General features: G+C 73.5%; 11 protein-coding genes and 1 pseudogene. 2 read left to right on the top strand and 10 right to left on the bottom strand.

The window, feature by feature from the left end:
* Positions 1–18: 18 nt before the first annotated feature.
* From EJK16_RS14145 to EJK16_RS14100, 10 genes are all read right to left on the bottom strand, one after another.
* Positions 19–1,317 (bottom strand): thymidine phosphorylase, encoded by a 1,299-nt coding sequence (locus tag EJK16_RS14145; protein ID WP_127130433.1) that lies wholly within the window; start codon positions 1,315–1,317, stop codon positions 19–21.
* Between the two features lie 3 nt (positions 1,318–1,320).
* Positions 1,321–1,728 carry a cytidine deaminase gene (locus tag EJK16_RS14140; RefSeq protein WP_127130431.1) on the bottom strand — a complete coding sequence of 136 codons (408 nt, stop codon included), beginning with the start codon at positions 1,726–1,728 and terminating at the stop codon, positions 1,321–1,323.
* Positions 1,729–1,757: 29 nt separating this feature from the next.
* The gene (locus EJK16_RS14135) at positions 1,758–3,047 is read right to left on the bottom strand and encodes an ABC transporter permease (protein ID WP_127130429.1); all 1,290 of its coding nucleotides are present in this window, start codon (positions 3,045–3,047) and stop codon (positions 1,758–1,760) included.
* Positions 3,044–4,354 (bottom strand): ABC transporter permease, encoded by a 1,311-nt coding sequence (locus tag EJK16_RS14130; protein WP_370276048.1) that lies wholly within the window; start codon positions 4,352–4,354, stop codon positions 3,044–3,046. Before EJK16_RS14130 ends, EJK16_RS14135 begins: the two co-directional genes overlap by 4 nt.
* Entirely contained in the window at positions 4,355–5,920 is a 1,566-nt protein-coding gene (locus EJK16_RS14125; RefSeq protein WP_127130427.1) for an ABC transporter ATP-binding protein, read from the bottom strand.
* 133 nt (positions 5,921–6,053) lie between these two features.
* Positions 6,054–7,163, bottom strand: a complete 1,110-nt coding sequence (locus tag EJK16_RS14120) for a BMP family protein (RefSeq protein WP_240646075.1) — start codon at positions 7,161–7,163, stop codon at positions 6,054–6,056.
* 246 nt (positions 7,164–7,409) lie between these two features.
* A complete protein-coding gene (locus tag EJK16_RS14115) occupies positions 7,410–8,717 on the bottom strand; it encodes an amidohydrolase (protein WP_127130424.1) in 1,308 nt (435 codons plus the stop codon).
* 90 nt (positions 8,718–8,807) lie between these two features.
* Positions 8,808–9,944, bottom strand: a complete 1,137-nt coding sequence (locus EJK16_RS14110) for a mannose-1-phosphate guanylyltransferase (protein ID WP_127130421.1) — start codon at positions 9,942–9,944, stop codon at positions 8,808–8,810.
* Between the two features lie 45 nt (positions 9,945–9,989).
* Positions 9,990–11,399 (bottom strand): YihY/virulence factor BrkB family protein, encoded by a 1,410-nt coding sequence (locus EJK16_RS14105; protein ID WP_127130419.1) that lies wholly within the window; start codon positions 11,397–11,399, stop codon positions 9,990–9,992.
* 51 nt (positions 11,400–11,450) lie between these two features.
* Complete coding sequence (locus EJK16_RS14100) at positions 11,451–12,008, bottom strand: 2'-5' RNA ligase family protein (protein WP_127130417.1); 558 nt, start codon at positions 12,006–12,008, stop codon at positions 11,451–11,453.
* Between the two features lie 172 nt (positions 12,009–12,180).
* On the opposite strand from EJK16_RS14100, the gene EJK16_RS14095 reads away from it, so the two are divergent.
* Positions 12,181–13,032, top strand: a complete 852-nt coding sequence (locus EJK16_RS14095; RefSeq protein ID WP_205739778.1) for a DeoR/GlpR family DNA-binding transcription regulator — start codon at positions 12,181–12,183, stop codon at positions 13,030–13,032.
* Positions 13,029–13,347: pseudogene (locus tag EJK16_RS14090) on the top strand (galactose-1-phosphate uridylyltransferase); the annotation flags it as partial. The gene EJK16_RS14095 and the pseudogene EJK16_RS14090, both read left to right, overlap by 4 nt.

The following is a 13,347-nucleotide window of genomic DNA, read 5'->3' as shown; positions in this document are numbered from 1 at the left end:
AGGATGCCGTCACCGCGGTCAGCCGGCGACCCGGTCGAGCACGATCCCGCGCCGCCCCGGCGCCGAGCCCTCCGCCTGGGCGTCGACCACGACGCCGCCGTCGAGCGCCTCCTTGGCGCGGGCGAAGCGTTCGGGCGTGTCGGTGTGCAGGGTCATCAGGGGCTCGCCGCGGCGCACCCGGTCCCCCGGCTTGGCATGCAGCTCGATGCCGGCGACCGCCTGCACCGGGTCCTCCTTGCGGGCGCGACCGGCCCCCAGCCGCCACGAGGCCACGCCGACCGCGTAGGCGTCCAGCCCGGTCAGCACGCCGTCGGACTCCGCCAGCACCTGCTCCTGGTGGCGGGCCACCGGCAGGTCGGCGTCGGGGTCCCCGCCCTGGGCGGCGATCATCTGGCGCCAGACGTCCATGGCGCGCCCGTCCCGCAGCGCGGCCTCCGCGTCGGCGTCCGGCCGGCCCGCGGCGTCGAGCATCTCCCGGGCCAGCGCGAGGGTGAGGTCGACGACGTCGCCCGGTCCCCCGCCGGCGAGGACCTCGACCGACTCGCGCACCTCGAGGGCGTTGCCGACGGTGAGCCCGAGCGGCGTGGACATGTCGGTGAGCAGCGCGACGGTGCGCACGCCGGCGTCGGCGCCCAGCGCGACCATGGTGCGGGCGAGCTCGCCGGCGCGGGCCAGGTCCTTCATGAACGCGCCCGAGCCGACCTTGACGTCCAGGACGAGCGAGTCGGTGCCCTCGGCGATCTTCTTGCTCATGATCGAGCTGGCGATGAGCGGGATGGCCTCGACCGTCGCGGTGGTGTCCCGCAGCGCGTAGAGCTTCTTGTCGGCCGGCGCCAGGCCCGAGCCGGCGGCGCAGATCACCGCGCCGACCTCGTCGAGCTGGCCGAGGATCTCGGCGTTGCTCAGCGCCGCGCGCCACCCCGGGACGGACTCGAGCTTGTCCAGCGTGCCGCCGGTGTGGCCGAGCCCACGGCCGGAGAGCTGCGGCACGGCGACGCCGAAAACGGCCACGAGCGGCGCCAGCGGGAGGGTGATCTTGTCCCCCACGCCCCCGGTCGAGTGCTTGTCCGCCGTCGGGCGGGCGAGGGCCGAGAAGTCCATCCGCTCGCCGGAGCGGATCATGGCCTGGGTCCACCGCACGATCTCGCCGCGGTCCATGCCGTTGAGGAAGATCGCCATGGCCAGGGCGCTCATCTGCTCCTCGGCCACCACACCGCGGGTGTAGGCATCGACGACCCAGTCGATCTGCTCCGGCGAGAGGGCACCGCCGTCCCGCTTCGTGCGGATGACGTCGACGGCGTCGAAGGACTCGGTCATGGGTCAGGCCTCCCGGGCCAGGTGGCCCGGGCCGAAGGCCTCGGGCAGGACGTCGGACATGGGGTGCACGCCGCTGGGCGTCCGCACGGCGAGCGTCGGCCCGCCGTGCTCCCACAGGAGCTGGCGGCACCGCCCGCACGGGACGATGACGTTCCCGTCGCGGTCCACGCAGGTGAAGGCGACGAGCCGGCCCCCGCCGGTGCGCACGAGCTCGGAGACGAGCCCGCACTCCGCGCACAGCGTCACGCCGAAGGCGGCGTTCTCCACGTTGCACCCCGAGACCGCGCGACCGTCGTCGACCAGCGCCGCGGCGCCGACGGGATACCCCGAGTACGGCGCGTACGCCCGCGCCATGGCCTCGGTGGCCAGCGCGCGCAGCGACAGCCAGGTGTCCTCGTCGATCGACGGCATGGGCCTCCTCGGGCCGGGTGACGTGGGGGTCACTTGATGTACGGGATGTTCTCGGCGGCGGGCGCGCGCACCCGGCCCACCAGGCCCGCGACGGCGAAGATCGTCACGACGTAGGGCAGCATCAGCAGGAACTCCGACGGCACCGGAGAACCGATCGTGGAGAGCACGTTGCCGAGGTTCTTCGAGAAGCCGAACAGCAGCGCCGCGGCGACCGCTCCGGTGGGGTTCCACTTGCCCAGGATCATCGCGGCCAGCGCGATGTAGCCCTGCCCGGCCGACATCTCCTTGCCGAACGCCAGCCCGGACCCCACGGTGAAGAACGCGCCGCCCAGGCCCGCCACGGCGCCGCCGAGGATCGTGTTGCGCACGCGGGTGCGGTTGACCTTGATGCCCACCGTGTCCGCGGCCTTGGGGTGCTCGCCCACGGCGCGCACACGCAGGCCCCAGCGGCTGCGGAACAGGAAGATCTGGAGCAGCACGACGACGGCGTACATCAGGTAGACGAGCAGGGTCTGGTTGAACAGCACCGGCCCGATCACCGGGATCTCCGAGAGCACCGGGATCGGCAGCGTGGGCAGCCGCTGGCGGGCGTTGAGCAGCTCGGCGTTCTCGGTCAGGACCGTGGAGTAGAAGAAGCTCGTCAGGCCCACGACGAGGACGTTGAGGACGACGCCGATGATGATCTGGTCCACCCAGTACCGCACCGCGAAGAAGACGAGCAGCACCCCCACCAGCGCGCCGGCGATCGGGGCGGCGATCATGCCGAGGTAGGCGCTGGACGTGAGGGAGCCGACGACGGCGGCGAGGAACGCGCCGCCGAGGAGCTGGCCCTCGATGGCGATGTTCACGATGCCCGAGCGCTCGCAGAGGATGCCGCACATGGCGCCGAAGACGAGCGGGACGGACAGGGCGAGCGCCCCCTGGAGCAGCGTCGTGATGGGGATGACGGTGGATCGGCCGGCGCCGACCCAGGTGAGGAAGGCCAGCACGAAGGCGATGCCGAAGACGATCGGCACCCACACGCCGATGCGGCGGCGCCTCGCCGTCGCCCAGGTGACCAGCCCGGCCAGCCCGAGCATGAGGACGCCGAGCACCCAGTTCGTGGCCGTGGAGGGCAGCGAGAAGTTCGGGATCGCGACGAGGTCGCTGGCCCGGGAGAGCTGGAACGCCGTGTCCCCGCCCGAGGGCAGGATGGTGAAGAATACGAGCGCCGCCAGGGCGAGCACGCCGTAGATGACGGGCCAGCGCCAGCTGATCGGCCGCAGGACGGTCTCGGCCACCTCGCGGGGGCGGGCGGTGGTCGTGGTCGCGACGCTCATGCCGCAGCCTCCTTCACGGCCGGGGCGACCGACCTGCGCCGGCGCGTCCCGGGAGTGGGCAGCCGGAAGATCGCGCGGACCAGCGGGGGCGCCGCGATCAGGAGCACGATGATCGACTGCACCACCAGGATGATGTCGATGGGGGTCGAGGTGGTCGACTGCATGAGGAACCCGCCGGCCTTCAGCGCCCCGAAGAGCAGTCCGGCGAGGAACGTGCCGAGCGGCCGCGACCGCCCGAGCAGGGCGACCGTGATGGCGTCGAAGCCGTAGCTGGCCGCCACGCCACCCGTGAGGACCTTCTCGGTGCCGAGGACCTGCGCGGAGCCGGCGAGCCCACACAGCGCACCCGCGACCACCATCGTCATGACGGTCACCTTGTTCACGGAGATGCCGGCGGTGCGGGCGGCCGACGGGTTCGCGCCCGCGGCCCGCAGCTCGAAGCCGAACGTCGAGCGCTCGAGCAGCCACCACACGAACACGGTCGCGGCGATGGCGACGAGGAACCCGGCGTGCAGGCGGAAGCTGCCGCCGAGCAGGAGCGGGTAGGCGGCCGAGTCGGCCGGGATCGGCGGGGACTTCGGGAAGGGCGACCCGGGAAGCTTGAACGCCTGCGTCTGCAGCAGGTACGCGATGAGGTACACCGCGATGTTGTTGAGCATGATCGTGACGATCACCTCGTTGGCCCCGGTCCGGGCCTTCAGCACGCCGGCGATCCCCGCCCAGATCGCCCCGCCGAGCGCGGCGCCGATCACCGCGAGGACGACGTGCAGGACGACCGGCAGGTCGAAGGCGAAGCCGATGAACGCGGCGAAGATGCCGCCGAGGATGATCTGCCCCTGGCCGCCGATGTTGAACAGGCCCGCGCGGAAGCCGACGGCGATCCCCAGGCCGGCCAGGACGAGCGGCACGGAGAACACGAGGGTCTCGGTCAGCGGGCGGATCGCCCGGGCGACGCTCGCGGCCTGGAAGTCGAAGATCGCGCCGCGGAACAGGGCCACGTACGCGCTCGACACGGCGTTCCACACGGCGCCGAGGAAGTCCGAGGGGCGGGCGAACAGGTACGCGGCGGTGGCCTGGACGTCGGGGTCGGCCAGGGCGATGAGCACGCCGCCGATCACCAGGGCCACGACGACGGCGAGCACCGACACGAGCCAGCTGCTCGAGAGCAGGTCGCGCAGGAACAGGGCGGACCGCGTGGGCTGGGGCGCCTCCTGGCGGCGCGCGACCTCGACCTCGGCGGACTCCGCGACGAGGTCGCCGGGGTGCGCCCGGCCCCTCAGGGTGTCGTTCTCCTCGGCGTCGCTCACTTACGATCCTTCCTGGTCTGCGGCCGCGAGCGCCGTGCGGTGCTCGGCCGCCTGGGTCTGGGCCTCCTCCAGCGGGACGCCGGCCATCATCAGCCCGAGGACGTCCCGGTCGGTGCCGGCGTCGACGATGCCGACCATGCGCCCGCGGTACATCACCGCGATGCGGTCGGCGAGGGCGAGGACCTCGTCCAGCTCGGTGGAGACGATCACCACGGGGGTGCCGGTGTCCCGCTCGGTGACGATGCGGTTGTGCATGAACTCGATGGACCCGACGTCGAGGCCGCGCGTGGGCTGGGACGCGACGAGGAGCCGCAGGGGGCGGGACATCTCGCGGGCGATGACGACCTTCTGCTGGTTGCCGCCCGAGAGCGTGGAGATCGGGTCGTCGACCGAGGTGAGCCGGATGTCGAACTCCTTGACGCGCTCCTCGGCGCTGCGCCGGACCACGGCCGGGCTCATGGCGACGCCGGACGCGAAGGGCTCGGCGTCGTAGAGGTCGAGGACGAGGTTCTCGGCCACGGAGAAGCTCGCGATGATGCCGTCGGTGGAGCGGTCCTCGGGCACGTACCCCACCCCCGCGCCCAGCCGGTCCTTGACCTGCCGGCCCACCAGCTCGTTGCCGTCCAGGGTGATGGAGCCGGACACCGGCTCGGTCAGGCCGAGGATGGACTCGGTGAGCTCGGTCTGGCCGTTGCCCTGGACGCCGGCGATGGCGAGGATCTCGCCGCGGCGCACCGAGAAGGTGAGGTGGTCGACGGCGGTCTTGCCGGCCTCGTCGAGCACGGTCAGGTCCGTGACCTTGAAGGTCTCGTCGCCCACCTCCGCGGGCGCCTTCTCCACCCCGAGGCTGACGGAGCGCCCGACCATCATGGACGCGAGCTCGGTCTCGGTGGAGGTGGGGCTGGCCTCGCCCACGACCTTGCCGCGCCGGATCACGGTGATCTTGTCGGCGACCGCCCGGACCTCGCGCAGCTTGTGGGTGATGAAGACGATGGAGGTCCCGTTGGCCTTGAGCTGGCGCATGATCGTGATGAGCTCGTCGGTCTCCTGCGGGGTGAGCACGGCGGTGGGCTCGTCCAGGATGAGGACCGTCGCGTCGCGGGAGAGCGCCTTGATGATCTCCACCCGCTGCTGGGCCCCGACCGGGAGGTCCTCGATGCGCGCGTCCGGGTCGACGTCGAAGCCGAACCGGTCGGAGATCTCCCTGACGCGCCGGCGCGCCTCCGCGACGTCGATGAGGCCGGCGGCGCCGGTGGGCTCGTAGCCCAGGACCACGGACTCGGCGACGGTGAAGACGGGGATGAGCATGAAGTGCTGGTGGACCATGCCGATGCCCGCCGCGACGGCGTCGCCCGGGCCGCCGAACGTCACCGGGGCGTCATCGATGAGGATCTGGCCGTCGTCCGGGGTGTACAGCCCGTAAAGGGTGTTCATCAGCGTGGACTTGCCGGCGCCGTTCTCCCCCAGGAGGGCGTGGATCTCGCCGGGCTCGACCACGAGATCGATGTGGTCGTTGGCCACCAGGGACCCGAAGACCTTGGTGATCCCCCTCAGTTCCAGCTTCACGGGTGCGATCTCCCTGGTGCGAGCGCGCGGGACGCGCGCGGGTCGGGTGGTGCGTCTTGCTGTGGGGACAGTACTGCAGCGGTCACCGTGACGGCCCGGCCCGGGGCCGGGCCGTCACGGTGCCGGCGCCGGGTCAGGGAGCGTTGGGCGTCTCGACCTTGATGTCGCCGGAGACGATCTGCTTCTGAAGCTCGGTCACCTTGTCCTTGAGCTCCTGGGGGACCTTGGCGTCGAAATCGTGGAACGGGGCCAGGCCCACGCCCTTGTTGTCGAGCGTGCCGACGTAGGGCTCCGCGGAGAACTTGCCGTCCGCCGCCTCCGTGACCGTGTCGGTGACGGCCTGGCCGATCTCCTTGACGACCGAGGTGAGGTACAGGCTGCCGAACTCCGGGTTGGACTCGTACCAGTCCTTGTCCACGCCGACGATCTTGACGTCGCCGCCGCCCTTGTTGGCGGACTCGGCCGCGGCCGCGGCGCCCAGGCCCACGGGGCCGGCCACCGGCATGATGATGTCGGCGCCCTGGGCGATGAACCCCTCGGTGAGGGTCTGGCCCTGCGCCTGGTTGTCGAAGTCGCCCGAGAAGGAGCCGTTCTGGGCCGCCTTGTCCCAGCCGAGGAGCTGGACGTCGCCGCCGTTGTCCTCGTTGTACTTGGCGACGCCGTCCGCGAAGCCGTCCATGAAGATGCTGACCGACGGGATCTGCATGCCGCCGAAGGTCGCGACGGTGCCGGTCTGGCTCATGCCCGCGGCGAGGTAGCCCGCGAGGTAGGACGCCTCGGCCGTGTTGAAGAGGATCGGCTTGGCGTTCTTGAGCTCGACCGGCTTGAAGTCCGGCCCGCTGAACGCGGAGTCGATGAGCGCGAAGTTCGCGTCCGGGTTGGCGTCGGCGGCGGCCTGGATGGCGTCCTCGAGGAGGAAGCCGACGCCGATGGTGAGGTTGCAGCCCTGCTGGACCATGGAGTCGACGTTCGGGGCGAAGTCGGCGTCGGACTGCGACTGGGCCTTCGCCTCCTGGATGCCGAGCTCCTTGACCGCCGCGTCCAGGCCCTCGGCGCCGGACTGGTTGAAGGACTTGTCGTCGAAGCCGCCGGCGTCGGAGACCATGCAGGCCTTGAAGTCGGCCGACGCGCTGCCGGACGCTGCCGACCCGGAGGTCTTCGTGTCCTCGGGTGCGGCGCCACAGGCGGCGAGCGCCAGGACGGCCGAGGCCGCGAGCGCCGTCGCGTAGATGCTCTTCTTCACGCGTTTCTCCTGCATGTGTGTGGCCGGCGGCCTGCGGTGCGGGGTGTGCTCTCAGAGCACCGCGCCACGGGGTCCGGTGTCGGATATCACGTCCGACCCTAGCGGCCCGCCGGAGCGCCCGAGGCCACACCGTGAGACGGCCGCGGAAAGCGTTACCGATTTGATCCCCATCTGGTACACGTCCGCGACGTCCGGACCTGATAAGTCCGGTTTTGGGTGGCGGGCTCTTTCGGCGCCGTCGCGCCCTCAGGGGGCGGGGAGCGGGGGCGGGATCAACCCGTTACCGATCGGCGGCAGCCGGAACGTGGCCGCCTCCCCCTCCTGGGTGGTGATCGCCTTGCCGTTGCCCGCGAGGACGGCGGTGCGCGCCAGCACCCGCGCGCCGATACCGATGGAGCGCTCGTCGAAGACGATGTCCCCGCGGTGCAGGTCGTACGAGGGGCCCCCGGGCGTCCGGGTGCCGAGCCGCACCAGGGCGCCCGGCACCTTCGTGAGGTACCAGGCGAAGTCCTCCCCGCCCAGGGACTGGTCGGTGAGGATCACGGCGTCGGGGCCGATGATGTCCTTGATCGCGGCGTCGATGGTGCGCACGGCCCGTTCCTCGTTGACGACCGGCGGGACCCCGCGCACGTAGCTCAGGGACACGTCGACGCCGTACGGCGCCAGGATCTGCTCGACCGAGTCCTGGACGATCTTCGCCGCCCGCTGCCACACGCGGCCGTCGAGGCAGCGCAGGGTGCCCGCCAGGGTCCCCGACGACGGGATGGCGTTGGTGGCGCGGCCGGCGTGGACGGCGCCCCAGGTGAGGTTGACGCCGGCCCGCGGGTCGAGCCGCCGCCCGAGCACGGCCGGCAGCTGGGTGATGAGCTGGCCGAGGGCGAAGACGACGTCGCCGGTCAGGTGCGGGCGGGAGGTGTGCCCGCCGCTGGAGGAGACGGTGACGGTGACGTTGTCGGAGGCCGCCGTGATGGCCCCGATGCGCGAGCCCAGCTGGCCGACGTCCACCTTGGGGTCGCAGTGCAGCGCGTAGATCTGCTCCACGCCGTCCAGCGCCCCCTGCGTGATGACCGCCTCCGCGCCGCCGGGCTGGACCTCCTCGGCCGGCTGGAAGATGCAGCGCACGCCGGAGGGCAGCTCTCCGGCGTCGTCGAGGGCCTTGAGGGTGAGGGCCGCGCCGAGGAGGGCCGCCGTGTGGATGTCGTGGCCGCAGGCGTGCGCGAGGCCCTCGCGCGTGGAGGAGAACCGCAGGCCGGAGGTCTCCGTGAGGGGCAGCGCGTCGAGATCGGCCCGCAGCGCGATGCGGCGCCTGCCCCGCGAGCGGGGGTCCGCGCCGATGTTGACGGCGAGGCCGGTGCCTTCGAGCAGCCGCGGCTCGAGGCCCGCGCGGCGCAGCCGCTGCGCGAGGAACTCCGTGGCGCCGTGCTCCATGCGGGCGGGCTCGGGGTGGGCGTGCAGCCGGCGGCGGACCTCGACGAGCTCGGGCTCGATCGACGCGACGAGCTCGGTGATGCGCCGGGCGACGTCGGGCTCGGTAGAGACCGGAGGGGACTGCACAGGCTCGACCTTAACCCCGCGCGCGGGGGTCGGACACGTCCGCGTGTTCACCCCACGCTCACCCCGCGGACATCTCGCCGGCGGCCGCCGTCACAGGAGCTGGTCGAGCCCGGCGCGGCCGAGCCCGTCGACCACGGCCTTGACCTGCTGGGCGTGGGCCAGCGTGGTCACGAGCAGCCCGTCCGGCGTGTCGACGACGACGGCGCCCGGGATCCCCAGCACGGCGACCGCGCGGCCGGCGCCCGGCGCCACCAGGGAGCCGTCGGACCCGACGGTCAGCACCCGGGCGGGGTCGCCCAGGACGCGGACGCCGTCCCCGCCGTCGGCGGGCGGCACGAGACGGGCCAGGCTGGCGAAGTCGCCGACGTCGTCCCAGCCCATGGCGGCGGGCACGACGACGACGCCGCCCTGGGCGGCGACGGGCTCGGCGATGGCGTGGTCGATGGCGATCTTCTCCAGGCCGGGCCACACCCGGCCCAGCACGGCGTCGCGCGCGTCGGTGTCCCACGCGTCGGCGATCTCGACCAGTCCGGCGTGCAGGGCCGGGCGCTGGGCGGCGAGATGCTCCAGGAGGACCTCCGCGCGGACGACGAACATGCCGGCGTTCCAGCGGTACTCGCCCGTGGCGAGGTACGCGGCGGCGGTGGCGGCGTCGGGCTTCTCGGTGAAGCCGCGCACGTGCCGCGCCGTCGTCGCCCCGGGGGCCGCCACGAGATCGCCGGCGTGGATGTACCCGAAGGCGGTGGAGGGCTCGTCGGCCTCGATGCCGATGGTCGCCACGAAGCCGGACCGGGCGACGGCGACGGCCTCGCGGACCGCGCGCTCGAATGCCGGGGCGTCCTGGATCACGTGGTCGGCGGCGAAGGAGCCGACCACGACGTCGCCGTGCCGGCGCGCGAGCAGGGCGGCGGCCAGGCCGATCGCGGCCATGGAGTCGCGCGGGGCGGGCTCCTCCAGCACGTCGGCGCCGCCGGGGCCGAGCTGGGCGCGGACCGCGCTCGCGTGGGCGGCGCCGGTGACGACGGTGACGCCGCCGTCGCCGGTGAGGGGGCGCAGCCGGTCGACGGTCTGCTGCAGGAGGGTGCGCCCGGCGCCGGTCAGGTCGAGGAGGAACTTCGGCGCGCTGCGCCGCGAGAGGGGCCACAGCCGAGTCCCGGCCCCACCGGCCGGGATGATCGCGTACAGCTCGGGGCCGCCTGGAGCGGGAAGAAGGACGTCGTCTGGCATGCGAGCCACCCTAGGGCCGTCCGGCCGGGCGTCGTCGGGAATCGGTCAGCCCGGTCGGCGCCCGTTGCCGGGCGCCTGGCGCCCGGCGGCCGCGTACCGCTCCCGCGCCCGGGCCACCCGGCGCTCGAGCCGCCCGATCCGCGCGCGCCGCCACGCGCCGAGCGGGCCCTCGCGGCCCGGTCGCTCGGGCTGCGGCGGCACGTACCCCGGGCGCAGCGTCTCGTCGGGGACGACCGTCCCGGTCACCGGCTGGTACGGCCACTCCTTGGTGTCGGGCTCGGACTCGGTGACGTAGTTCGGCTGCTCGTCCAGGTGCACCTCCTCGGGCGCCTCGGCCTTGCGGGGGGCCGGCGGGTTGGCGGTCCAGGCGGCCGCGACGAGGGTGATGCGAGCCAGGATGTTGACCCACAGCAGCAGGGAGACGACCGCCGCGAAGGAGGCGAGGAGCGGGTTGCGCCCCAGAGACCCCACCAGGCTGGCGCCGAGCAGCCGGAGCGCACCGGAGGCCACCGCCCCCAGCAGCGCGCCCTCGACGAGCTCCCTCCGCGGCGGCCGCACGCCGGCGGTGACCCGGAAGAGCAGGAGGAAGACCGCCGTGTCGACCACGAGGGCCACGAGAAGGCCCAGCGCCGTCACGGCGACGCGGCCCGGCCCGCCGTGGACGCCGAGGGCGCCCAGAACGGCCCCGCCGACGGCGCCGGCCACCAGGGTCAGCGCCGCCGTGACGAGCACGCCGAGCGCCAGGCCGACGAAGCCCGCGAGGTCGCGCACCTTGGCGAGGACGACGTGCTCGGGCGGCGCGACGATGCCGAACATGGCGCGGATCGAGCCCTTGAGCGCGTTCATGACCCGCAGCGCGGACCAGAGCAGCACGAGCGCCGCGATGACGCTGGCGGGGGTGAGCGCCGTGTCGAGCACCAGGTCCTCGGGCCTGACCAGCCCGTTGCCGGAGCCGTTGTCGATGACGCCCGGGATGAACGCCTCGACCGCCGCGAGGACCCTGGCGCGCAGCAGGGCGTTGTCGCCCAGCACGGCCATGAAGATCGTGTAGGCGATCGCCAGGCCGGCGAAGATGGAGAACAGGGCGGCGTAGCTGATGCCCCCGGCCAGCAGGCCGCCCTGGGCGATCACGTACCGGGCGACGGCCCGCCCGGCCCGGGTGTCCTGCAGGCGGGTGAAGGCGCGCCTGGCGCGGGCCACGACGCCGCCGGTGGCGCGAGCTCCCGCATCGTCGCGGGCTCCGGCGTCGTCACGGCGTGCCGCGGCGTCGCGAGCTCCGGCGTCCTCACGACGTGCTGAGGCGTCGCGCGCTTCTGCAGCGTCATGTGCCCCTGCCCCGCCGCGGGCTGCCGCCCTGCCCGGGGCCCCCGCCCCGCCGGGGAGCGCCGCACCGTCAGCGGCTACCGGGGCGTCCCGGGCTCCCGCGGCGTCGTCGACGGCGCCTGTCTTCGCCATGCTGCTCACGGTAGCGGCGGGGACCCACTCCGGCGTGCCGGCGGCATGCTCCTACCGGTGCGCCGGCACGGGGCCCGTCAGCGGCATGCGCGCGATCGTGCGCCACATGCCGTCGTCACCGTGCTCGTACAGCCGCATGCTGCCCGCGGCGTACGTCGCCCGGAAGTCGGCCATCGCCTCCTCCGCGACGTCGAGCGTGGCGTCGTCGAGCTCGTGCGCGATGGTGACGTGCGGGTGGTACGGGAAGCGCAGGTCCTGGGCGAGCACGCCGGTGCGCACGGCCTGCTCCAGCACGGCGCAGCTGTCCCCGCCCTGGACGACCTTGACGAAGACGACCGGGCTGACCGGACGGAAGGAGCCGGTGCCCTCCAGGGACATCACGAAGGCGGGATGCCCGGCGGCCACCTCGGCGAGGTGCGCCGCGACGTCCCCGAGGCGGTCCGGCTCGACGACGGTGGGCGGCAGGAGCGTCACGTGCGGCGGGACGACCTTGGCCATCGGGTCGCCCAGCCGCGCGCGGGTCGCCTGGATCAGCGTCGCGTAGGGCGCCGGGACCTGGAGCGCGACGCCGATGCGGACCTGGTCACCGACGCGTTCGGGTAGATACATGGGTTCCGACCACCCCCTCGGCGCCGGGCGCGCGACGGTGGACGGTCTCGGTGAGCGGCGGGCAGGGCACCGGACCATCCTGACAGGTGCGCACGACCTTCGCCCTCGACCGGCACGGGTCGTCGTCTTGTTTGGCCTTGTTCGTTTCTGTTCGGAATGCCAGGATGGCGACGTGCCCCACGACGACGTCGCCGTCCCCCTGCTCGCTCGCCAGCGCCAGGAGTACGTGCTCGGCCGGGTCGCCAGCACGGGCGGGGTGCGCGTGGCCGAGGTCGTGGACGCGCTGGGCGTGTCGGAGATGACCGTGCGCCGCGACATCACCGACCTGGTCGCGCGCGGGCTCGTGGACCGCGTGCACGGCGGGGCCGTCGCCGCGGCCGGCGCGGCGCAGGAGCCGCTGTTCCAGGCCAAGGCCGGTCGCCGCACGGCGGAGAAGGCGGCGATCGGCGCGCTCGCCGCCGCGCACATCCGCCCGGGGGACTCCGCGGCGCTCAGCGGCGGCACGACGGCCCTCGCGGTCGCCCGCGCCCTGGTCGAGCTGCCGCACCTCGGCACGCTGACCGTCATCACCAACTCCCTGCCCGCCGCCCAGGTGCTGCACGAGGCCGCGGAGCGGGCGCGCGGGCAGTCCAGGCCGGCGCCCACCACCATCCTCACCGGCGGCGAGCGCACGCGGTCGGACGCCCTCGTCGGCCCGGTCGCCGTCGACGTCCTGCGCACCGTGCGGGTGGAGTGGGCCTTCCTCGGCGCCCACGGCTTCGACCCGGAGATCGGGCTGATGACCCCCAACCTGTCCGAGGCGGCCACGAACGCGGCGATGGTGGCCAGCGCCCGCACCCCCGTCGCCGTCATCGACTCCTCCAAGTGGGGTGTCCTGGGGCTGCGGGCCTTCTGCCCGCTCCAGGAGATCGCCGTCCTCGTGACCGACCGCGAGCCCGACGCGGCCACGCGGGCCGCCGCCCGGGAGCACGGCATCGCGCTCGAGGTCGCCGGGGACTCTCGGGGCTCCGGGGACGTCCGATGACCGGGCCGGCGGTGCGCAAGACGGTCACGCGCCTGGCGGATGGGCGTGAGCTGATCTATTTCGATGACTCGGAGCCGTTTGTGTCGGGTGGGGCGACGCGGCGGTTGGATGATCCGCGGCCGTTGCCGGACCGGTTCGCGGACGTGGTGGGCGCGGACGGGGTGGCCCGGCCGGTGACGGCGCCGCTCATGCGCCTGGACGTGCTCACCGGGGAGTGGGTGCCGATGGCGACCCACCGGATGAACCGCACGTTCCTGCCCCCGGCGGACGCGAACCCGTTCGCGCCGGCCCGTCCCGGGGCGGCGTACTCCGACG

This window comes from Georgenia sp. SYP-B2076 (assembly GCF_003991205.1).
Classification (GTDB): domain Bacteria; phylum Actinomycetota; class Actinomycetes; order Actinomycetales; family Actinomycetaceae; genus Georgenia.
The sequence above is the reverse complement of the archived record's forward strand: the minus strand, read 5'-3'. Positions and strand labels throughout refer to the sequence as shown.